Source organism: Roseofilum sp. KMC-1 (assembly GCF_057802075.1).
Genome location: NZ_CM173605.1, coordinates 1,784,188 through 1,806,782 on the forward strand (window position 1 = coordinate 1,784,188; position 22,595 = coordinate 1,806,782).

Sequence of the window (22,595 nt, forward strand, 5' to 3'; positions counted from 1 at the left end):
CTAAGCAAGTTTTCTCAGTTTTTTGGTAATAGAGACAACAAAAATTATGATGCTATGAGATTTATGCATCCAATCTATGCTTTTTTCCACCCCAGTTAACCTTTCAAATCGACTATATATATCTTACTGGGGATAAAAAACGACTGCTCGCTTTAACCAATCCGCTTGCTGGGGATTGACATCGGCTGGAGGATAGGCGATCGCCTCCACCAGAAGCCGTTTGGGATCGATTCCCTGCTGAATCAGCACTTTTTGCACCGCTTCCGCCCGTTGGCGACTCAAGATTTGTCCCTTTTCTTCCTCCTGATTAGGACTAATATGACCCACAATCTTCAGATTTAACTCTGGATAGCGCTTCAAAAGCGTCACCAAAGGAATAATTTTTACCCGGATATCCGCCGTCGGTAGCTGGGCCGAATTCAGGGCAAAATAAATGCGAATGGGAATTTCTGGCGGTTGCACTTGCACCGTATTCGTCACCGCTTCTACTCCCGGAATCCCCGTAAAAGCTTGGGTGATACGAGTCCCATCCTCCGCTTGCATCACCGTTCCTTTCACCGTCACTTCCCCATTAGCATACTCAGCCGAAATCGAGATACCATCTAATCGATCTAAAGTGGATTCTACCCTAGTCACTTCCGCTTGAATCGCTTCTGAGGTGGGAGCAGGAGCAATAATTTCTACCTGATTATCCAGAGCTAAATCGGGCGCATTGTCTTGTATCACCTGTTCCAGGGTTTTCTGTAAACTGGGATCGGGCAATTGTCCCGTTACACTCACCCCATCACCTCTCACTTGTGCATCTAAGCGATAGGGCGATAATGTGGGTGAAGCCGCCAAAACTTCTGTGAGTTGGCGGCTTAAGCGGGTTTCTCGCATCGAACGATAAGTAAACCAGCCTAACGGCACAAGGGAGATCGCCACCACCCAAGCCATAGCTGCCAGCCATACTTTAGGAATACCCCTAGAGCGCAGGTTTTCCACTTTTTCCTTAAACACCAAAGTAGACGGTACATGGGGTGCTTTTTCCCCTTCTCCAGTCCCCCCTTTCGCTGCAATTAACTGCTCAATTTGGGGACTCAGCAGCGCGATTAATTGCTCTGGTGTTTGTTGTTGTAGGGGTTCAGTTGTGGGAGGCAATTGGGCTAAGGCAGTTTCTATCCTAGTCTGCACTAACCCTTCTAATCGACTCAAGAGGACAGCTTCTAGGTGTTGCAGATCCGGATTTTCGGGCAGTTGGATCTGTCCCAGCAATTCCCCTTGTACTTGCTCCACCCGTTGCCCAATTAAGCTCTCTAAGGTTGGTTGTAAACTTTTTACCAGCTCCGAAGAATCGGGAAGAGTTTGACTTGGCCCATACTCAGATAATAGCTTTGACAACTGACTCTGTACTTGAGCGGCGATCGCCGGTTGCAGATCCTCCACCGAAGGGAGTGCGGGCTGTTCCTGAGCAGCAACCAGAGCCACCCATTCCTCCCGCGACTCTCGCAGTCGTTGCATCATCGAATCCATTAACTGCTGCTGTAACTGAGTTTCCAGCAGTTGCTGTTGTTCTTCTAAATAGGGTTGGAGGGCGCGTTTGAGCTGTTTTTGCAACGGCGGCACTAACTCTGGTAAAATCACCTGCACCAGATCCTCTGAATGGGTTTGGATATACTCCATCAGATCCCTCTCTAGCCAGCGATTGAACCTCTGGCTGCTTTTCGCCTCTGACTCTTTCTGGGACTCTTCCAGTCGCTCATCGACTCCTCGCAGCAGTTCATCTAGCAGCCGATCCCAAGTTGCTGGAGAGAGCATCCCCTGATTCTGTTTGGGCAATAGGGGAATCAGGGTTTCGGCGATTTCCTGCTTATTTTCTTTAATCGTGCTAGTCAGGGCTGGATGGAGCCATTGCATTAGAGTAGTCGGCGATCGCATTAAATACCGCTTCACTTCCTCCCCCACCACCGGAACCAACCGGTGGGATAGCTCTTCCACACTCGGTCGTTCCTTCTGTAAATTCACCAATTCTTGTTTCAGGGCTTGTAATTCTTCTTGTTTTTTTTGTAACTCATGATCTTCTGGAGGAATCAGCAAATTCCGTAGCTGTGTTAATGGATCGTTCTCCATTGCCTCTCCGGTTTGTGGTTTTCTTACATCCTCTGCCATGGCCCCTATCCTTACACCAGTTAAACTTCTCTACAGATTATTTGCAGATTATTTGCAGTTCTTTACAATCAGATTTTTAGTCATTTTCTACCCTGAACCTTAATCTCATCAGGCTTTGTGACCTTCCTGCTCCCATGAACTATGCACCTTTTACACTTCGATCATACAAGAACTTCATAAAAAGAAATATTTTGTAATTTGAAATACGAAATCTTCCGATCGATCTCCATAACATACTAGCTAATTCACGGCGGAGCAGACCCCTATCAATTCTTACCCCAACTCAAAACCTAACCTAGAAGAGGTTCTTTTGTATGACCACCCTCCCCTCCACCGAAACACTCAATAAATTTGAACGATTTAAAGCCGAAAAAGACGGATTAGCAGTCATTGAGCAACTCGAACAATTCGCTCAAATGGGCTGGGAATCCATAGATGAAACTGACCGCGACCAACGGCTCAAATGGCTAGGAATCTTCTTCCGACCCGTCACTCCCGGAAAATTCATGCTCCGAATGCGGATGCCCAATGGTATCCTCACCAGCCAGCAAATGCGAGTTTTAGCTGAAATCACGCAGAAATATGGAGAAGACGGCAATGCCGATATTACCACAAGGCAAAACTTGCAACTGCGAGGCATTCGCCTAGAAGATATTCCCCAAATCTTCCAGCGATTCCAGCAAGTGGGGTTAACCTCTATCCAATCGGGGATGGATAATGTGCGTAATATCACGGGTTCTCCCGTGGCTGGGATTGATGGCGCTGAACTAATTGATACCCGCCCCTTAGTTCAGGCAACCCAAGACATGATTACCAACTCCGGTCAAGGGAACCCCGAATTTACTAATTTACCGAGAAAATTTAATATTGCGATCGCCGGAGGGCGAGACAACTCCGTTCATGCCGAAATCAACGACATCGCCTACGTTCCCGCGTACAAAAACGGCATCCTCGGCTTCAACATCCTCGTTGGGGGCTTCTTCTCCGGCAAACGCTGCGAAGCCGCCATTCCCCTAGACGCTTGGATAGAACCCAGCGACTGCGTAGCTGTCAGCCGCGCCATTCTTGAAGTCTACCGAGACCATGGACTCCGGGACAACCGGCAAAAAGCCAGACTCATGTGGCTTCTGGATGAATGGGGAGTCGAACGCTTCCGAGCCACCATAGAAGAACAACTCGGCAAACGCCTCCCCGAAGCCGCCCCCAAAGACGAATTCGACTGGGACAAGCGAGACCATATCGGAGTCTACCCCCAAAAACAAGCCGGACTTAACTATGTTGGGTTGCATATTCCCGTCGGTCGCTTGTATGCCCCCGATATGTTTGAAGTCGCTCGGCTGGCCCAAGTTTACGGTAATGGGGAAATTCGACTCACCGTCGAACAAAACATCATTATTCCCAACATTCCCGACTCTCGTCTAGAAGCCTTCCTCGCTGAACCGCTCCTAGAAAAATTCAGCCTCAACCCCCACCCCCTCTCCCGGGCCCTCGTCTCCTGTACCGGTTCCCAATTCTGCAAATTTGCCCTCATTGAAACCAAAAATCAAGCCAATGCCATGATGACAGAACTGGGTCAGGAATTAACCCTAGAAAAACCCGTTCGCATCCATTGGACAGGATGCCCCAACTCCTGCGGACAACCCCAAGTGGCCGATATCGGCTTAATGGGAACCAAAACCCGCAAAGACGGAAAAACCGTAGAAGGGGTCGATATCTTCATGGGGGGCAAAGTGGGCAAAGAGGCCCAACTCGGTCAAAAAGTGATGAAAGGTATCCCCTGCGAAGACCTCAAAGCTGTCTTACGCAACCTGCTGGTTGAGCAGTTTGGGGCAAAACCCAAAGCTGGCTATGTCGCTCCGACTCCAGATGTGAATGGTAATGGGGCAAAATCTCATGGCTCTGAACCCGTTTCTACCCCTGTGGGAAGGGTGCAATTGGCCAAAAGGGGCAAAACCTTCACCTGTTATGAAGGAGAGTCTATTTTGGAAGCCGCAGAACGGGAAGGCATTGACCTAGATTCAAGTTGTCGTTCCGGAACCTGTGGAACCTGTCAACAACAGTTGGTTTCTGGAGAAGTGCGCTATCTCCAAGACCCCCAAGCCTTGGGCCAAGCACAAGGACTTATCCTCACCTGTAGTGCCCATCCCGTCGGAAATGTGGTTCTCGACCTTTAGACCGATAAAGAAACTAAAGGAATAGAGGATAGGGAATAGGGAACGGGTAACAAACTATCTCCCTATCTCTCTATGTCCCTATCTCCCCACTCCCCAATTTTTAATTGAACACTATGGTACACAAAACCCTTTGTCCTTACTGCGGAGTGGGTTGCGGCCTAGAAGCTTCTCCCCCTGCTATTCCTGGTAAAGCGACTAACCGAGACAAAGATGGTAATCCCATCTGGAAAATTATGGGCGATAAATCCCATCCCTCTAGTCTGGGAAAAGTTTGTGTTAAAGGTGCAACAGTTAGTGAAGCATTGGATAAAAATCGTCTCAAAACTCCGATGATGCGCGAGTCTTTAGATGAGCCGTTTTGTGAAGTCACTTGGGATGAAGCGCTCAAGCGGATTGTGGGTAAAATTAAGACGACGCGGTTAGTTCAAGGACCCCATGCCATTTGTATGTATGGGTCGGGACAATTCCACACGGAAGATTATTATGTTGCTCAGAAGTTGCTTAAAGGTTGCCTGAGAACGAATAATTTTGATGCGAATTCTCGCTTGTGTATGTCTTCGGCAGTGTCGGGATATCTGCAAAGTTTGGGTTCTGATGGGCCCCCCTGTTGTTATGATGATTTGGAGTTAACGGATTGTGCGTTTTTGATTGGCACAAATACGGCGGAATGTCACCCGATTATTTTTAATCGGTTTCGTGTTTATCACAAGAAAAATAAGGACGTAAAATTGATTGTGGTAGACCCGCGCAAGACGCAAACGGCAGAAGCGGCTGATTTGCATTTGGCGATTAAGCCAGGAACTGATATTGATTTGATGAATGGGATTGCCTATTTGTTACACAAGTGGGGATTGATTGATTCTGAGTTTATTGATGAACAAACGGCGGGTTTTGCTGAGTATGTGCAGGTTATCGAGTCTTATCCCCCGGAGTTGGTGGCGCGAAATTGCGGTATTTCGGTGGAAGATTTGGCACTGGCGGCTCGATGGTGGGGGGAGTCGAAGCGGGTGCTGTCTCTGTGGTCGATGGGGTTAAATCAGTCTGCGGAAGGGACGGCGAAAAATAGAGCGCTAATTAATTTACATTTAATGACAGGGAATATTGGTAAGCCTGGCGCGGGGCCGTTTTCTCTGACTGGACAACCGAATGCGATGGGAGGACGAGAAGCGGGGGGATTGGCTCATATTTTGCCGGGTTATCGGTTGGTGAAAAATGAACAGCATCGCCGGGAGGTAGAGCAGTTCTGGGGGTTAAGTCCGGGTAGTATTTATGCTCAACCGGGGTTGTCTGCTTGGGAGATGATTCAAGCATTGGAGCAAGACCGGGTGGGGGTGTTGTGGATTGCGGCGACGAATCCGGCGGTGAGTATGCCGGATTTGGAGCGGACAAAGGCGGCTTTGTTGCGATCGCCTTTTACTATATACCAGGATGCTTATTATCCGACAGAAACGGCAGAATTTGCCCATGTTTTGCTCCCTGCGGCTCAATGGAGTGAGAAGACGGGAACGATGACGAACTCGGAGCGCCGCGTTACGCTCTGTCCAGCGTTTCGACCCGCTCCCGGTTCTGCGCGTCCCGACTGGGAAATTTTTGCTCAAGTGGGACGCTTGTTAGGCTTTGAGCAGCAGTTTGATTTTCCCGACTCGGAAGCGGTGCGTAATGAATTTATCCAACTGACGGCTCATCGTCCCTGCGAGCAACGGGGAATTACTTACGAAAGATTACGGAAAGAGGGCCCCCTACAATGGCCTTGTACTGAAGGGGGAGAACCGCAGGAACGGATGTATACGGATTTACGCTTTAATACCCCCGATGGTCGGGCGCGATTTGCGGCGTTCCATTCGCGGGGACTGGCGGAACCGCCGGATGGGGAGTATCCCTTTGTACTGACGGTGGGACGGCTCTATGGCCATTGGCATACGTTAACCCGGACGGGTCGAATTGATAAGATTCAAAAGATGCATCCAGAAGCGGTGATTGAGGTTCATCCTTATGATGCTGAGAAGTTAGGGATTACGGAGGGGATGATGGTGGAGGTGCGATCGCGCCGCGGATGGTGTCGTTTCCCGGCTAAAATTACTAAAAATATTACTAAAGGAACTGTATTTGCACCGATGCATTGGGGGGCGATGTGGGGCGATCGCACGGAAGCCAATATGTTAACCCATCCCGAAGCTTGTCCGAGTTCCGGACAACCGGAACTCAAAGCCTGTGCTGTGCGATTAATCCCCGTCAGTCAAGAACCCTCTTCTGCTAACAGTGAACCGCTATCTTTTGGGATGTCTCAGTTAACTGTTTCTCCATCCTAATGCAGCCGTTTTACTTATTGTTCAAGATTAATTCCAACTCTTCTGGAGTAAAGGAATGAATCAAGTTCACGGTGTAAGGATCGACGGTAATAGAATCAGAATAGGAAGCCGTTAAATAGGGTTGATAACTGGTATCATTGAGTAAATGAACCTTGAAAAAGGCAATAGCTAGAGCGCGCACATAAGTGCCCACAATTTGCGGATCGGGTTCTACTAACTCTCCCACTTGAGGCACTAAGGACATGGTGAGCTGAGTCAGTTGTTTGGTGTGGGAACTCCCGTAGAGAAGACAGAGATATTTATGGGTTGTGGTTAACCAACTAAAGGGTTGGACTTGTTCAGAAATTAGGGGAGTAACTGGATCGCTATCTCCTCCAGCAATTAAGACTGGAATATCAATTTTTTCGATTCCAGATTGACTAAATAAGCGACTCACTGGGTTCAGAATATAAACGGCTTTTACGCGGGGATCGTGCAAGTTTTGTTTTTCATATTCTTCTGGTTTTAAACTCAGGGCGCGACATTGCAAACGGAGGGCGATATCTGTCGATCCTAAAATTTTTTGGCAATGCTGTTCTAGGGCGGCAAAATCTATGGTTGCTCCCGCTAAAGCAAGGGAGGTATAGCCCCCAAAGGAATGACCCCCAACTCCGATAGCGTCTAAGTTGAGGCGATCGCCAAATTCGGAGCTGTTACGCTTCTCTAGTTCATCAATCAGAAACTGAATATCTAGGGGACGATTGATGAATTCCAATCGCTCGAACACTTCAAATGCTCTACCGGTGAGCAAGGCTTGCAGATGTTGCAAATCGCTACCGGGATGTTGAGGGATGGCAACGAAAAATCCATGGGAGGCAAAGATTTCTCCAGCACGGTTAAAGTCTTCAGGTTGACTGGCTAAACCATGGGAAATAATCAGAATCGGGAGTTTTTCTGATTTGCGCTGTTCGGGAATATACAGATTCACATAAAAACGGCGATCGCGCTTTTGATCGACTAATTCGATTTGCTTTGTGGTAAACCCCCTCTCTCCCGGTTCCCGAATATCCGGCAGTTGTTCATAATCAATATCAGCTTCACTCTTGATTTCTGCATCGGCTTTACGTCCAATTTCTGCCGCAACTGCATCTGTCATTTTGATTAAATGCTCTAGGGAATTTCTTAGGGAAAAAATTTCATTAGCATTGACTCGCAATTGACGAGTTGGAAACTTTTTCAAGAAATTTAACAACGTCATCCCTTCTGGATCGGCTGATGATATAACCAAGGCTGAAAGGATAGAGGAACCGCCATTAAATCGGGAATCCGTTTGTATGATTTTGCCTAAATCTGTAATCATTCCCCGACCCATAGGCGAAGAGAAAAACTTAGAAATGGCCACTGGCCCCACTTTTACCCCTCCCGGTAATCCCTCTTCTAAAGCAGCCTGTGTTTCTAAGGGAGAAGTCAGCACTTGCCGAAAATTTTCCTGTCCCTCTGGGGTCAGAAATTTAAGATAAAAATCGAGTTGGCTGCTTACTCTTCTCTTTTGGGTAAAGGCTTCTAGATCGCCAACGGATACATACCATTCTAAGGGGCCATAACTCAACACAATTTGTTCCGCGCTATAACTGGGAAGTGCCGTAAAAATCGCAGTTGATATACTTAAAATTCCCGCCGTTATACTGGGGAGAATTCCTAATTCTTGACCTTTTTTCCAGATGCTCGACCAACTGCTCATTTTCATAGAAAGGAAACTCCTCAAGTTATAGGTAATATCAAGTCCAGTGATTCATGTCCGCGAAGCGGAAACACCTTAATTAAAAATCTAGGGAGCGAGATGCTCCCACTCCAGTAATATCAAGGGATTCCAGGAGTGCGGGCATCTTTTTGCCCGCTTCTCTTTCCCCATTAACCGGACTTGATCTCATGGGTAATTGTAGATCTTTAGGATCTCCCCATCAAGAGTGTTTTAGTGCGTCACTAAAGAGTTAGTTTTGACTCCATCAGCGACTTCTAAAACCATGGTTCTCGCCCATTGGTCAGCCTCTAGGATATCTTCTAGGGAAGGATGAGAGGTATTCTGGTGGCGATCGCACACTTGTTCAATCACCTTGGGAATCTCTAAAAAGCCGATTTTCTCGTCTAAAAATAAAGCCACCGCTTGCTCATTGGCTGCATTTAATACCGCAGGCATTGACCCCCCAGCTCTACCGGCAGCATACGCTAATTGCATACAAGGGTACTTGTCATGATCCGGATGTTTAAAGGTTAAACTGCCTGCTTTGACTAAATCGAGTCGTTCCCATTCGGTATAAATTCGTTCTGGCCAAGAGAGGGCGTAGAGCAGAGGTAAGCGCATATCCGGCCATCCCAATTGGGCTAAAACTGAGGTATCTTGAACCTCAATTAAGGAGTGAATGATACTTTGGGGATGAATAACAATCTCGATATTGTCGTAATCCATACCAAACAAAAAATGGGCTTCAATTACTTCTAAACCCTTATTCATCAAGGTGGCCGAGTCAATGGTAATTTTGCGTCCCATCGACCAATTGGGATGTTTCAGGGCATCATTGACCTTGGCTTGGGCTAATTTTTCTACAGGCCAATCCCGGAAGGCTCCCCCAGATGCCGTTAAAATAATCTTACGCAAGCCTCCTTCAGGAACACCTTGCAAACATTGAAAAATTGCGGAATGTTCTGAATCTGCGGGTAATAATTTTACACCATATTTTTCGACTAAGGGTAATACCACTGGGCCACCGGCGATCAGGGTTTCTTTGTTGGCTAGGGCAATATCTTTACCAGCTTTAATGGCGGCTAGGGTGGGCAAAAGTCCCGCACAGCCAACAATTCCGGTGACCACACTTTCTGCATCACCATAACTGGCAACTTCAACTACCCCAGTTTCTCCGGCGACGATAATGGGTTGGGGATCGATGGAGGCGATCGCCGCCTTTAATTCTAGTAACTTATCTGGATTGCAAATCGCCACAATTTCTGGGCGAAATTGCTCGATCTGTTGGGCTAGTAGGGTTACATTATTACCAGCCGCCAACCCGACAATCCGAAATCGATCGGGATGTTCAGAAACAATATCAAGGGTTTGAGTACCAATCGAACCGGTGGAACCAAGGAGTGTAATTGCTTTCACGGATTTTGTTTACAGAATTGGGGATCACAAAACCCACTATACCAATTAACACTTAATTAATAATTAATAATTTGGCTAATAGGGAATAGGCAAAAGGCAAAAGGCAAATCTCCCTATACCAAACGATTGCCACAACTGGAGCAAAACCGATCCTCTGGCTTTATGGTTGCACCACATTGACTACAAAAGCGCCGTTCAGGAGTCGTCGAGGAAGAAGAGGAGGACTCAGAAGCCGCCGATCCGATCTGCATTTCCATATTGCCCATTTTCATTTGCATGGGGGAGAAACTCATTTCCATATTGCCCATTTTCAGGGGTTCCATGGGTTTCATCGGCTCCATGGGTTTCATCGGTTGGGGAGTATTGGGCATAGATTCAACGGTTTGCAAGGCGATCGCCTGTTGCTGGGAAGGAGTCGCACCAGAACCCAGCATACCCATTTGCATTCCTTGCACTTGAAGGAGGCGATCGCCCCCAGAGGTTTTAATCTTAATCACCACACCCCCCCCGGTGGCAAACACTTCTGGCGCACTGCTCCAACTGCCCGTTTCCCAACTATTACTCGACTGCTGTTGTTGTCCTGCACTACTGGCGATCGCCGTTACTACAGTTTGCATCCCTTGATTATCCAAATAGATGCGATGTCCTGCACCCAAATCACACATATAGGTCATTTTGCTTTCCCTTCCAGCTTGCTCTCGATCTAGTTTAACGTCAGTTTTCGATCGATTTAATTGCCAATTATTAATTATTAATTGAGATTACCAAGGGGAACCGACTAAGGTAAACCCAGACCAAAAATAAGGATGACTTAGCACTTCATCATCTAGATGCTGGAGACTCTCTGGTAAGGCGATCGGCTCCTCCAAGCTTGGGATAATCAACTGTCCCTCTTTTATCTTCACCAATCCTTGAATCATCTCCTGCTGACTTTGTTGCAAGGCTTGCGCCTTAATTGCTGAGTGTTTCAGGCGGGCATAAAATTCACTCATTAATCCCAAAGTTCCCTCATCACTGACATACCATAAACTGCCCAAAGCTGTTTTCACCCCCGCTTTAACCGCTAATCCTGTAAATCCTAATTCGGCATCGGGATTTCCTAGAGCTGTGCGACAAGCACTTAAGACTAACAATTCCACCAAGGGATTTTTCAAGTTCAGTTGCTCAAGCTGATTGAGTTTAAGTTGACTATCCCACAATTGGATATAAGAATTTTCTGGACTTCCTGGGCGAAATTCACCATGGGTTGCTAAGTGAATAATGCCATAGCTTTGTTGCTGGCGACTGCCGATCAAATTATTGAGGGTGAATCCTTGATTGAGGAATTCATCCCCTGTCCAAGTCTCGACAATGGTATTAATTTCTATCGGTACAGCAGGCAAGGGTGAAAGCTCAGTAAATTCTGATGCACCCATGGCTAATACTGGAGTTCCCTGAAGTTTAGATATATCCGTATTTGTCAAGCTCAGACTAGGCATTATGCCAATACTATAATGTTCGATTAAGAACTGATTGCCGTCATGGAGAGCCGCCACAGGGAGCGATCGCAACCCTGCCGTTAAGACAAACCCTATATTCTCGATCTGTTTCGCTTTTAATTCCCCTTCAAGGGGTCGAATGATCCAATCATACAGTTGCTGAGATGAACTTAAATAACTGGTGCTATATCGTCTGCGGGGATTAGTAATTTCTAAGGTGAACTCCCTCACCTTTTCTAGCACTTCTTCATCACTGATACCCGGCAGAATTTTGCGAAAGGGTTTACCTTCAGAAGTCACCATCATCAATTCTAGATATCGCCCTTCTGGATTGCTTTTCTCGGTTATCTCTGCTTTGTTCTGAGCATTAATCACATCCGGCGCATAAAATCCCACATAAATAATAGCTGTTCTGACTCCTGTCTCCTCTTGCATACGCTCTAATATTTCTTGACTCTCCCGGAGAGCATGAGCATGACTTCCCTGAAAATCTAAATCTAAGTAATCAGCATACTCATAACTTAACTGTTGTTCTCGTTCTTGAATCAAAAGATTAAAGTCTGCTGAAGACATTAAATTCCCCAAATTAATCACAGGACTTTCTTCTTTTGGGTCATCTGTTTCTCTCTCTGGACTCACATAGGAAATAGTCCTACTTAAATCGCCACCAATCGAATTTTCAACATCTACAGATAGAATTTCTACTGAAGAGATACTCGAATTAGATGCGTCCGTATTGAGTCGAGTAGGATTAGCATCCAGATTCAGAAATGAACCTATTTCTGCTTGGGAATCTTCTAAGAGACTTTGATTGGTATTTTCTGATTCTATTGGTTCTGAAGCATTAGGATTTAAAGGATTAAATGGGTTAGGCGCTTCTAATTTTGGGGATAGATTATTAGTAATTGATTCCATCTCCGGCTCAGACAAACTATTACCATTGCTTACGGGTTTAGATGTAGGCGTTGGCGTAGGAGTCTCGCTGGGAGTGGGTACAGGAGTCTCGCTGGGAGTTGGCGTAGGAGCTTCGCTGGGAGTTGGCGTAGGAGCTTCGCTGGGAGTTGGCGTAGGAGCTTCGCTGGGAGTGGGTACAGGAGTCTCGCTGGGAGTCGGTGCAGGTATGGGATTAGGATTGGGAATCGGTGCAGGTATGGGATTAGGATTGGGAATCGGTGCAGGTGTTGGCGTAGGAGTAGGGCTAGGAGTGGGAGTTGGTATGGGTATAGGCGTTGGGGTTGGTGTAGGGTTGGGGTTAGGATTGGGATCGAGAGTAATTGTACCAGGTGTACCATTGTTGGCACTAGCATCTAAGGTTCCATGGGCGATCGCCCCATTTCCCGATATAATTCTCAGCGTAATATCACCCGCCTCACCATTTTTGGTGCTTGAATCAATTTCTTGGGTAGTAATATTGCCTTGCTGGGTTTGAAAACTAATATTTCCTGATGTCCCATTTTCCGTACTCGAAAGAGTCAGTCCACCCGTTGTAATATTGCCACTTTCTTTAATCGTGAGCTGAATATCGCCTCCATTTCCTCCTCCTAAACTAGCACTTGTATTGAGTTCACCTGTAGTTATATTCCCTCGATTTGTAGTCAATTCAATTGCACCGGCATCACCCGTTCGGGTGGATGTATTCAAATTTCCGGTTGTAATACTTCCCCCAGAAGCAGCCAGGTAAACATTTCCCGCTTGTCGATTGGAAGAAGTATCTAAATCTCCTGTCGTAATATTTCCCGCAGAGGCTATGAGGGAAAGATTTCCCCCCTGTTGATTATCGCTAGTATCCAAATCACCCAGACTAAGGCTGGCTCCAGAAATATTAATCTCTCGACCGGGAGCCGTAATTGTGGCAGAGGAATCCATGATAAAAGAACCTTCATTATCTGTATCCGCATCCGCCGTAAATGTAATCGATTCTCCTGGGACAAAATCAAGAGAAACACCACTAGCAATCGTGATATTATTGGTCGCTTGCAGTTCGATCTTTCCTTGTTGTTCTTCTAAAACTTTTGCATCGATCGTAAGGTCTTCATTAGGGAGTAAATCAAAAGCAATAACCGGTAATTCATTTTCAATACTATTCGGTTGGGAAGGATCGTTAGAAATGGTAATATTTTTGGGGTCAAGTAGGAGCGTTCCTGCCTCTCCATCCACAGCGCTTAAATCCACTTTGCCTTGAAATACCAAAGTTTCTTGACTAGAAATTTCTACCAATCCGCCATTTCCCCAAATCGGCCCTCCAGTAGCTTCCACTGTGCCGTAAAATTGGGTGGTTTCATCTGACCAAATGATGATTTGGCCGCCGTCTCCCTGGTGGGTGCTGTTCGCTTGAATTAGGGTTTGACTATCAATCAGGGTATGGGTGGCGTTGGGTTGCTCTCCTTGTCCTTGGAAATCTCCCCCGATGCGGATGTTTCCCCCTTGAGAGGGACTCGATGCATTCAGATGAGCGTTGATTAGACCCACTTGTTGACCAAAAATGTTGAGGGTGCTGGGGGTGCTGTTGGGGTTAGGGGTAGAAACATCGAGGCTTCCGGAGGCGATCGCCACTCCCGCCGTTTCGGGTACAATCATTCCTGAACCCGTTAAAACCACCTGTCCTTGCTCATTAACATACAATTGGGACGCATGATCGATACCAGAATGAGAGAGTAACGTGGCTAAATTAGGCGCAATAGGTTGCTCAGAATCAGCATTCAAGGGTAAATCTAAACTCAACAGATGACCCGGTTGGGAAATTCTCACCCGTTGCGCTCCCGGAATAGCAGTAACCGTAAGATTTCCTCCCGGAGCAGCCAGAGTACCCGTATTGATGACCTGTCCCCCCATTAGGGTTAAGCTCTGACCAGGGGTTACTTCTAAGTGTCCCAAGTTCACGATTACACCGGGATAGCTCATCTGGAAATCAAACGTCATGGGTGTCCCCACCAAGCTGTTATAGTCATTCGACCCAAAAACTTGAAACCAGTTTGTGCTGCCGTTGAGTCCCTCAAAGCCAATAGCTGTAGCAGTGCTGGCGTTGAATGCTGCTGGAACATTGAGGCTGGCATTGGGGCCAAAGACAATACCGGCGGGATTAACCAGATAGAGATTCGGATTTCCCCCAGTGACTTGTAGCAATCCGTTGATAATAGACGGATCGCCGCCATTAATGCGACCGAGGATATTTTGTAGGTTCGGGTTGGCTAAGAAGTTAGCAATTTGACCCGCAGAGAGTCCAAATTGGCTAAAGCTGTGAAAGAGGTTAGCCCCGTCTGAAGAGACCTGACCTCCGGTAATTTGGTATTGATTGCCGATCGCCTGCACTTGGGTTCGAGTCCCATCTGGAGCCGCTATAATTGGGGCAGGCTGGGCCGATCCTTTGAGCGTCCAAAACAGACTCAGGAATAGGAGGGTGGAACCTGAAGACAGGCGAGTTAAAAATACGGCCATAGTGGTTTTCTCTAATCTCTGAGGGCGATCTCACTCGTTTATTTTAACTCAGTGATTATTGGTTAATCGGTAACTGGTAATCGGAGATCCCCCCATCTTCCCATCTCCATAAGGTGTGATCTTAACCACTGTCATTGTTTGCAGAAAAGTGTAAGAATTAATAAAACTTTACGAAAAGGTGGTAGAACACGATGATTCCAACCGTCATTGAACAATCTGGACGTGGTGAACGGGCCTTTGATATCTATTCTCGACTGTTACGGGAAAGAATAGTATTTCTTGGACAGGCGATCGATGCAGATGTGGCTAACTTAATCGTAGCCCAACTCCTATTTTTAGATGCTGAAGATCCAGAGAAAGATATCTATCTCTACATTAACTCACCGGGAGGATCGGTCACGGCGGGTATGGGGATCTTTGACACCATGAATCAGATCCGTCCCGATGTATCTACAATTTGTGTAGGATTGGCTGCTAGTATGGGTGCTTTCCTGCTCAGTGCAGGGATGAAAGGTAAGCGCATGAGCTTACCCCATTCTCGGATTATGATTCACCAACCCCTCGGAGGAGCGCAAGGCCAAGCTACGGATATTGAAATCCAAGCCAAGGAAATTCTCTATCATAAGCAAAGGTTGAATGAGCTATTAGCCAGTCATACCGGCCAACCTTTAGAGCGCATTCAGGAAGATACGGAACGGGATTTCTTTATGTCTGCTAATGAGGCCAGGGAATATGGGTTAATCGATCAAGTGATTGATCGCCGTCCCTCTGCCAGTCAACCCATGAGCGTCGTTCATTAGGGACTAGGGAATGGGGAATAGACAATCTCCCCATCCTCTCCATCTCTAAAAAAACTCTTCCCCAGGGGAGGTAGAGGGAGCCGTTTGTTGCAGATGCTGGAGAAATTCTTTGATTTGACTACAAGTCAGCATCAGGCGCGAACCTTGACTATCTGGATATTGGCTTTTCAGATAGTCTTTCCCCTGCTCAGAAGTCCAGCCCACCCTTTCGAGTTCCACATCAGTTTGGGCATAGGCTTGCAGATACTCTAGAAACTCTTTCATTTCCTCGTCACCCAAAACCATGCGTTTGTTTTTGCCATACATGCGTTTGAGGTAGTCGATTTCCCGTTTACTGTTCCATCCAATGCGACCGAGTTCCATACCGATTTTGACACTAACATCAGAAAAGTCAAATTCTTCTTCTGGTTTGAGTAAGGGTTCGGGTTCGGGTTCCGGTTCCGGTAGAGGGGGTAGAAGTCGATTGGTATAATCTTCTGGATCGTCTTCTAGGGGGGGGAGAGATGACCAAGTTTCGGGTTCGGGTTCTGGCAGTTTGGGCGCTTTGGCTTGAGGTTTTGGAGGTGCAGGTTTGGGGGGACTCGGTTCAGGAGGTGGAGTCGGTTGTACAGGAGTGGGTTCAACTGGGGTAGGTTGCACAGACACAGGTGCAGGACTCGGTTGGGGAGAAGGGAGTTGTAACAGGGCGATCGCCCTCTCTCTGGCTCGATCTTCTGCGGTTTCTAAGTGGCGATCGCCCGATAAAGCCGTAGCCAGGATCAGGCTACCACTTTGGATCTGGACTCGAACAATATATTGGTTCTCATCAATATGTAGCAGCTCCGAAATCAGGCTTGCCGTAGGATAGGCTGCCCGAAACTGAGTCAATAGAGATAACGATGACATTCTTTCAAGCATAGGTAATCGATTCTGTGCAAAATTGATGAATTTCTAGTATAATTGGAATAGGGAAAAAATCTTTTTCCCATCATCCCTTCTCTTGAGTTCTTAAGAATAAGATGAGCGCATCAGTGGGGATTTTTTTGGCCCTGATTTCAGTCTAACCTCCCTTTCCCTGAAATAGGTTTTTATTGGTCATTCAATTCAAGACAACAGACTCCATTAATGCTAGACGTAATTTTAGATTTTTCTCAACACTTTGGGTTGAATACCCTGTTTCTGATTCTCATTTTAGTCTCCCTAGAAGCTGTGCTTTCCGCCGATAATGCTGTTGCTTTAGCTTCAATTTCTAAGGGATTAGAGAGCGAGAAAGACCAACAACAAGCCCTCAATTTTGGCTTGGCTGCTGCATTTATTTTGCGGGTTGCTCTCATTTTAACAGCCACTTGGGTGATTCGCTTCTGGCAATTTGAATTTTTAGGAGCAGTCTATCTGCTCTGGTTAGTCTTTAAATATTTTACCTCAGATGAAGACGAAACCAACCATCACCACCATGGGCCCAAATTCAAGTCCCTGTGGCACGCTATACCGATGATTGCGGTAACCGATCTGGCTTTTTCTTTAGATAGTGTGACCACGGCGATCGCCATTGCCGACGAAATCTGGTTAGTCTTAATGGGAGGAATTCTAGGAATTGTTGCCCTACGCTTTCTCGCGGGCTTATTTATCCGTTGGTTAGATGAGTTTGAAAACCTCGAAGATGCGGGCTATATCACCGTCGCCTTTGTAGGGTTGAGACTGCTGGCGAAAGTCATCAGTCCCGATCTCGTACCCCCAGAATGGCTGATGATTGCCCTAATTTTACTCACGTTTGTGTGGGGATTTTGGAAACCTAATATCTTAAAAGCCAACTAAACACCGTAGGGTGGGTCTTGCCCACCCTACTACTATAGTCATTTCAAATAACAATGAGAAATGGTTGTAGGGGCGAAAAATTTTTCGCCCCTACTGTTAATCAAATTCACTATACCTCATCAAGCCTTAGCTATTTTGAGCAAAACTTGGTGTCGAACCAGGAAGAGAGGAAGGCATCTTAGATTCACCCAGAGATGAGGTCATTTTATCAACACCATTCTGGTAAAACTCATAGTCAATTTCCACCGCAGTGGGAATCCCCACATTAATCCCTTCTTTCTTCAGCCGTTCCTGAATCATGATTAAGGTCTCTTCCCAAACCGTCCAGTAATCTTCCTTGTTTGTGGAACACATAGCACTAATGGGAATATGATCCTCTTGATACCAATAGATAAAAGTGCCAATATACTGATCTTGTAAGACTTTAGGATGAGACTTCATAACTTCAACCAAAATGTCTTTCACCCGACGCAGATCCTCATTCACATTTAACCGAATATCATGTTTAATCTTCCGGATCGTGCTATGGGTCATATTATGAATGTTGCCATTCCAAACGGTGTTATTGGGGATGATTACCATCTCACCATTCCAGTTCTTAAACGTACAGTTGGCCAGAGTAATTGAATCAACGACCAGCATCGTACCACCAATTAGCACTTCATCGCCCAGATCAAAAGGTTTATAGAACATCAGCATCAAGCCACTGGCTAAATTACCCAGGTTACTTTGCAGCGCGAAGGCAAGGATAAAACTTGCCCCCCCAACTAGAGCTAGAAGGGGCCCAAGGCTTACTCCTAGGGCAGTTAATCCGATCAGAACTCCCACCACTACAGTTCCTCGGCGGAAGGTCTTGACGATAAAGCCCTCCATTAACTCAGAGGCAAATGAAGTTCTTAGGAAAAAGGACTCTAAGGCATTTCCACCAAACCAAGCAATCACCCAAGAAGTAGAAACAATACCCACAAAGATTCCTATATTTTTTGCCCAGCGTAAACCGCCTTCTTCCGAACGCGCCCAAGCTAGGAGCCGAACCATTAACCCTTGGGTATCTTGAACATCAACTTCGATAGCACTAACTGCATCGATATACTGACGATAGGAAGCCGTATCTCCCCCTCGCTGGTCAATGGCATCTAAAATCACCTTCAAGCGGTCAGCTATAGCCGTTTGCTCATTTTGCAGTTCAGTGACGGTAACCACCAACTCTTGCTTCACATCCGCTTCTGCTTCTGCTGCCTCTTCTAGTTGAGTGCCTACCTGATCGAGTTTTTCGATTTTCTCGTCTTTTGCGGCAATACCATCAGTAGCAGGTGTAGTAGCAGGTGTTGGGGTAGCTCCCTCTGTCGTTTCCCCTTCTTCTATGGGAGCGCCAGTAGCCTCATCAATAACCTCACCCTCTTGAGCTTCGCCCTCTTGAGTCTCACCATCACCATCGGGTTGAGGTTCACCGGTTACTTCCTCTTCGAGTAAAGAAGCAGCTTCTTCCACCTGTGCTTTTGCGGCTTCTGCATCCTCAGCATCAAGGTTATTTTCTAAGAGAGGATCGGGTTCTTCATCCGTCTTCTCAGGATCTCCCTCCAAGGCAGAGTCAACCGTTGCTTTGATTTCTGCATCCTCTTCAATTTTCTTCTCTGCTTCTACGGCTGTCTGTACAGACTCTTGAGCTTTTTTAAGAGCTTCCTCAGCCTCTTCCGTTTTTTCAACTACGGCGGTGCTGCCAGCCCCTTCGGTGATTTCTGCTTCTTTGGCTTCCTCTAGGGTTGTTTGGGCTTCCTCCAGTTTTTTAACGGCTTCTTGACTCTCCTCGATCTTGAGGTTTTTACGCTTAATGGCAATTTCTTGATTGGAGATTTCCCGCACTTTGTTTTGCAGTAAAAGTAACCAACCTTGGGCTTCTACTTCTAACTCAGCTAGAGTCAGAGGTTTAACCATAAGTTTGAGTTCATCAACGGGAATGGCTGGATCTTGAGTCGTTTTAGCTTCTGTTGCAGAGGCAGTCGTTACTGGTGCAGGAGCAGTAGCTTCTTCAGGGGCTTCTTCAGTAGCTTCTTCTTGGGCAACTGCGGCAGAGCGCAGATAGAGGGGGGCAACATCCCCCCAACTGGCAAGGGTGCAAACCATAGCAGCTAGGACTAGCTGTCGTAGGCGGCGCTTGGGCTTGGACATGATTACGATCTCCTTCTCCTTGAGTCTTTAACTGATCGAAGACTTTAAGGCTGTAGGGATAGTTTATACGACAAATTCTGATTTGTCAGGATCATTGTAGGGGCAAGTTACATGATGTTGTTTGAAACCCCCACCATACCCCTAGAGTTTTGTCCATCAGTGACCCTTGTATTGAGTTAATTATTAAAACAATATTAAGCTTTCATTACATTTCGTAACCAAACACATTGGGGTCAACTTCTCCAAGAGTCAAATTACCTAATCCATATTCTTGCCAACGCTGGTCTACTTTAGCGGCTACCTGTGGATCGGATTCCAGGACTGCACCCCATTCATGGGTGGTTTCAGGGTATATTTTTGTGGTGGCATCAATGCCCATTCTGCCCCCTAAACCGATTTTTTCGCTGGCAAAATCGAGGGTATCAAAGGGGGTTTCGGGAAGAATAAATACATCTCGCGAGGGATCTACTTTGGAGGAAATTGCCCAAACCACTTGCCGAGGATCGCGAATATTAATGTTTTTATCGACAACAATGACGAATTTGGTGTAGGTAAATTGGGGTAGGGCGCTCCAAAAAGCTAGGGCTGCGCGTTTGGCTTGGCCGGGATAGGCTTTATCGATGGAAATAATGGCAGCTTTGTAACTTAAAGCTTCCATAGGGAGGAAGAAATCGACGATTTCTGAGACTTGTTGGCGCAAAATAGGGGTGTAAATGCGGTTGAGGGCAATTGCCATCATTGCTTCTTCCTTGGGGGGACGACCGCTAAATGTGGTTAAATATACTGGATTTTTTCGATGGGTCATGCATTGGAAGCGGATCAGGGGCGAGTCTTCCACGCCGCCGTAATAGCCCATATGGTCGCCAAAGGGGCCATCGGGGAGGACTTCACTGGGGGTAATGGTTCCTTCAAGGACAAATTCAGAGTCTGCGGGAACTTCGAGGTCTACGGTTTTACATTTAGCGAGGGCGACTCCAGAACCTCCGTAGAGTCCGGCAAATAACCATTCGGAGAGGTCTACGGGAATGGGGGTAGCAGCCGCCATGATGATGAGGGGGTCAACACCGAGGGCGATCGCCACTTCCAGCTTTTTCCCCTGTTCAGCCGCTTTTCGCAGATGACGCGCTCCTCCCCGCACGGATAACCAATGCACGGTCATGGTTTTTGCTGATTGCAGTTGTAAGCGATAGACTCCTACATTCGGAATTCCCGTTTCACAATCCTTGGTAATCACTAATCCTAAAGTGATAATTTTTCCGGCATCTCCCGGATAGGGACGAATCAGGGGCAAGGTATTTAAATCTAAGTCTTCTTCTGGAATGACTACCTGTTGACAACTGGGGAAAAAATCGCGCCCCGGTTTAGCTTTGACCACATCAAATAAAACTTTACCAAAATCAATGGCTTGGGAAATCTTTTTTGGTGGTTTGGGTTGTTGCAGCATTCCCAATTTTTTCCCTAGAGCTTCTAATTCTAAGGGATTTTCCATATTCATCGCCCAACAGATGCGCTCCACGGTTCCCATTAAATTAATGGCAATGGGAAAGGGCGATCCTTTGACATTTTCAAACAGTAACCCAGGGCCTCCTGCTTGTAGCATTCGGTTGGAAATTTCGGCAATTTCTAAATCGGGATCGACGGATACTTTGATTCGTCGCAGTTGTCCCCGTTGTTCGAGGAGGTTGATAAATCCGCGTAAGTCTCTGGCCATAGGTTTAGGGAAAGGGTTACTTTTCTATTGTAGGGGAGTGGGGGAATGGGGGGATGGGGGAATGGGGGAATGGGGGAATGGGGGAGTGGGGAGAACAGATGTAGCATAATATCAAGTACGGTAGATTAGTTATAGTCTGTCATTGCGAACGGAACGCAGTGGAGTGAAGCAATCTGTGCTGTCTCCAAATCTCAGCGATTGCTTCCCGGAGGTCGCAATGACATACTATCAGTATATCATTCATGATTCAAAGAGACTCGGTTGAACCACCAGTTCATCGAGCCTCTTTTGTGCCATTTCTTGATATTGCTTAACCAGTTCACAACCGATAAACTTCCTCTGGTTCTTGAGCGCTACTACCCCCGTTGTTCCTGTTATCCAAATTAGCCACGATCTAAAATACGACGAGGAGCAGCAGCACCGCGTAACAATCCTTCGGTACTGATATCTTCATCGATATCTTCCCAGTGAATTCCATACCCACCGCCACAAATTTCCCAGTTTTGTAACTGCTCAGAAGTGGCGCTTAAAAGACGAGGAAACCAAGCTAAGGGAACCGTAATTGTTCTTCCATCCATCAATTCCACACTAAAGGAATCATCATGAATGAGAACCTGATGGACACGAATATCAGTTTCAATGATCGAAGTATTCATACTTTGATATTGACTAGGAAAATTTTATCATAATTGGGTCATAGTGGGATATTATTCACCGATCGCAACAAGAGGCTCTTTCTGGGGAATGTTTATCGTAATTTCCAGTGTTCCTCCTAATGCACTGACCACTTTCTGAAGTGTATTTAAATCCAGACCTTCTCGACTTTCCGGTTTTGCTTTTCCGAGATTCGATGCAGTAAAATATTGCTCCAACTCGTCTGCCGACAATCCTAACTTCTCTTGCAGATACTTGAAAGTCAATTCTTCAAGATAAATTTTATCTGCTCTAGCTTTAATCCGTTCCTGTCGTTCTGGAGAAAGTTTGGCTAACTCTAACGATAATGTTGTATAGTCTTTCATGGTTCTTCTTCCTTCAGTTGTTCAAGATAGTTTTCATAACGTCGTTCTGCTATGGCAATATTTTCCTTGTACCATCGCTTGTTACCCGTTTTGTTGCCACCGACGAGTAAAATAGCTTGTCGTTCTGGGTCGAACGCAAATAAAATCCGCCAAGGGTCTCCTTTATATTGAATGCGAAGCTCTTTCAGATTCTTAATTGAAGAGCCTTCAAGAGTATCAACTCTTGGTCTCCCCAAAGATGGGCCAAATTCCATCAACACAGTTAAAACTGAAAAGACTTCATCTTGCAGTTCTTGCTCCTGTTGATAAAACCAGAGCTTAAAATCGGGATCGAATATAACATTCCATTTCATAAACTATAACAACATATATACAAAAATCCACCATCAATATTGTATTCATGCCCGCGAAGCAGAAACCCG

15 protein-coding genes are annotated in these 22,595 nt (G+C 46.4%); 4 read left to right on the forward strand and 11 right to left on the reverse strand.

Annotated elements, in window-relative coordinates:
• Positions 1–123: 123 nt before the first annotated feature.
• Positions 124–2,148 carry an OmpA family protein gene (locus tag AC3FZD_RS08245; protein WP_488739671.1) on the reverse strand — a complete coding sequence of 675 codons (2,025 nt, stop codon included), beginning with the start codon at positions 2,146–2,148 and terminating at the stop codon, positions 124–126.
• A 314-nt stretch (positions 2,149–2,462) separates the two neighbouring features.
• Between AC3FZD_RS08245 and AC3FZD_RS08250 the strand changes: the two genes are divergently transcribed.
• Complete coding sequence (locus AC3FZD_RS08250) at positions 2,463–4,322, forward strand: ferredoxin--nitrite reductase (protein WP_488739672.1); 1,860 nt, start codon at positions 2,463–2,465, stop codon at positions 4,320–4,322.
• Between the two features lie 113 nt (positions 4,323–4,435).
• Complete coding sequence (locus tag AC3FZD_RS08255; protein ID WP_488739673.1) at positions 4,436–6,631, forward strand: molybdopterin oxidoreductase family protein; 2,196 nt, start codon at positions 4,436–4,438, stop codon at positions 6,629–6,631.
• A gap of 10 nt (positions 6,632–6,641) precedes the next feature.
• On the opposite strand, the gene AC3FZD_RS08260 is transcribed toward AC3FZD_RS08255, so the two are convergent.
• From AC3FZD_RS08260 to AC3FZD_RS08275, 4 genes are all read right to left on the reverse strand, one after another.
• Positions 6,642–8,357, reverse strand: coding sequence for an alpha/beta hydrolase (locus AC3FZD_RS08260; RefSeq protein ID WP_488739674.1), 1,716 nt, complete (start codon positions 8,355–8,357; stop codon positions 6,642–6,644).
• A 225-nt stretch (positions 8,358–8,582) separates the two neighbouring features.
• Positions 8,583–9,767, reverse strand: a complete 1,185-nt coding sequence (gene dxr / locus AC3FZD_RS08265; RefSeq protein ID WP_488739675.1) for a 1-deoxy-D-xylulose-5-phosphate reductoisomerase — start codon at positions 9,765–9,767, stop codon at positions 8,583–8,585.
• 113 nt (positions 9,768–9,880) lie between these two features.
• Positions 9,881–10,441 carry a zinc ribbon domain-containing protein gene (locus AC3FZD_RS08270; protein ID WP_488739676.1) on the reverse strand — a complete coding sequence of 187 codons (561 nt, stop codon included), beginning with the start codon at positions 10,439–10,441 and terminating at the stop codon, positions 9,881–9,883.
• Positions 10,442–10,528: 87 nt separating this feature from the next.
• Positions 10,529–14,680, reverse strand: coding sequence for a CHAT domain-containing protein (locus tag AC3FZD_RS08275; RefSeq protein WP_488739677.1), 4,152 nt, complete (start codon positions 14,678–14,680; stop codon positions 10,529–10,531).
• A 191-nt stretch (positions 14,681–14,871) separates the two neighbouring features.
• Between AC3FZD_RS08275 and clpP the strand changes: the two genes are divergently transcribed.
• Positions 14,872–15,480, forward strand: coding sequence for an ATP-dependent Clp endopeptidase proteolytic subunit ClpP (clpP, locus tag AC3FZD_RS08280; protein ID WP_488739678.1), 609 nt, complete (start codon positions 14,872–14,874; stop codon positions 15,478–15,480).
• 45 nt (positions 15,481–15,525) lie between these two features.
• Here the strand turns inward: clpP and AC3FZD_RS08285 are convergent, their stop codons facing one another.
• Positions 15,526–16,365 (reverse strand): hypothetical protein, encoded by an 840-nt coding sequence (locus tag AC3FZD_RS08285; RefSeq protein WP_488739679.1) that lies wholly within the window; start codon positions 16,363–16,365, stop codon positions 15,526–15,528.
• Between the two features lie 219 nt (positions 16,366–16,584).
• On the opposite strand from AC3FZD_RS08285, the gene AC3FZD_RS08290 reads away from it, so the two are divergent.
• Positions 16,585–17,274 (forward strand): TerC family protein, encoded by a 690-nt coding sequence (locus AC3FZD_RS08290; RefSeq protein ID WP_488739680.1) that lies wholly within the window; start codon positions 16,585–16,587, stop codon positions 17,272–17,274.
• Between the two features lie 126 nt (positions 17,275–17,400).
• Here the strand turns inward: AC3FZD_RS08290 and AC3FZD_RS08295 are convergent, their stop codons facing one another.
• The 5 genes from AC3FZD_RS08295 to AC3FZD_RS08315 all read right to left on the reverse strand — a co-directional run bounded on the left by AC3FZD_RS08295 (position 17,401) and on the right by AC3FZD_RS08315 (position 22,526).
• A complete protein-coding gene (locus AC3FZD_RS08295) occupies positions 17,401–19,443 on the reverse strand; it encodes a mechanosensitive ion channel family protein (protein ID WP_488739681.1) in 2,043 nt (680 codons plus the stop codon).
• 205 nt (positions 19,444–19,648) lie between these two features.
• Positions 19,649–21,154: a UbiD family decarboxylase gene (locus AC3FZD_RS08300; protein WP_488739682.1), complete on the reverse strand. Its 1,506-nt coding sequence runs from the start codon at positions 21,152–21,154 to the stop codon at positions 19,649–19,651.
• Positions 21,155–21,537: 383 nt separating this feature from the next.
• On the reverse strand, positions 21,538–21,810 hold the full coding sequence (locus AC3FZD_RS08305; protein WP_488739683.1) for a DUF2442 domain-containing protein: 273 nt from the start codon (positions 21,808–21,810) through the stop codon (positions 21,538–21,540).
• A 51-nt stretch (positions 21,811–21,861) separates the two neighbouring features.
• The gene (locus AC3FZD_RS08310) at positions 21,862–22,173 is read right to left on the reverse strand and encodes a helix-turn-helix domain-containing protein (RefSeq protein WP_488739684.1); all 312 of its coding nucleotides are present in this window, start codon (positions 22,171–22,173) and stop codon (positions 21,862–21,864) included.
• Entirely contained in the window at positions 22,170–22,526 is a 357-nt protein-coding gene (locus tag AC3FZD_RS08315) for a type II toxin-antitoxin system RelE/ParE family toxin (protein WP_283764538.1), read from the reverse strand. Before AC3FZD_RS08315 ends, AC3FZD_RS08310 begins: the two co-directional genes overlap by 4 nt.
• Positions 22,527–22,595: the final 69 nt, after the last annotated feature.

Bases quoted from the DNA above. Each gene is read 5' to 3' on its own strand.
- AC3FZD_RS08245 (WP_488739671.1), bottom strand. From the start codon at position 2,148: ATGGCAGAGGATGTAAGAAAACCACAAACCGGAGAGGCAATGGAGAAC.
- AC3FZD_RS08250 (WP_488739672.1), top strand. From the start codon at position 2,463: ATGACCACCCTCCCCTCCACCGAAACACTCAATAAATTTGAACGATTT.
- AC3FZD_RS08255 (WP_488739673.1), top strand. From the start codon at position 4,436: ATGGTACACAAAACCCTTTGTCCTTACTGCGGAGTGGGTTGCGGCCTA.
- AC3FZD_RS08260 (WP_488739674.1), bottom strand. From the start codon at position 8,357: ATGAAAATGAGCAGTTGGTCGAGCATCTGGAAAAAAGGTCAAGAATTA.
- AC3FZD_RS08270 (WP_488739676.1), bottom strand. From the start codon at position 10,441: ATGACCTATATGTGTGATTTGGGTGCAGGACATCGCATCTATTTGGAT.
- AC3FZD_RS08275 (WP_488739677.1), bottom strand. From the start codon at position 14,680: ATGGCCGTATTTTTAACTCGCCTGTCTTCAGGTTCCACCCTCCTATTC.
- clpP (WP_488739678.1), top strand. From the start codon at position 14,872: ATGATTCCAACCGTCATTGAACAATCTGGACGTGGTGAACGGGCCTTT.
- AC3FZD_RS08285 (WP_488739679.1), bottom strand. From the start codon at position 16,365: ATGTCATCGTTATCTCTATTGACTCAGTTTCGGGCAGCCTATCCTACG.
- AC3FZD_RS08290 (WP_488739680.1), top strand. From the start codon at position 16,585: ATGCTAGACGTAATTTTAGATTTTTCTCAACACTTTGGGTTGAATACC.
- AC3FZD_RS08295 (WP_488739681.1), bottom strand. From the start codon at position 19,443: ATGTCCAAGCCCAAGCGCCGCCTACGACAGCTAGTCCTAGCTGCTATG.
- AC3FZD_RS08300 (WP_488739682.1), bottom strand. From the start codon at position 21,154: ATGGCCAGAGACTTACGCGGATTTATCAACCTCCTCGAACAACGGGGA.
- AC3FZD_RS08305 (WP_488739683.1), bottom strand. From the start codon at position 21,810: ATGAATACTTCGATCATTGAAACTGATATTCGTGTCCATCAGGTTCTC.
- AC3FZD_RS08310 (WP_488739684.1), bottom strand. From the start codon at position 22,173: ATGAAAGACTATACAACATTATCGTTAGAGTTAGCCAAACTTTCTCCA.
- AC3FZD_RS08315 (WP_283764538.1), bottom strand. From the start codon at position 22,526: ATGAAATGGAATGTTATATTCGATCCCGATTTTAAGCTCTGGTTTTAT.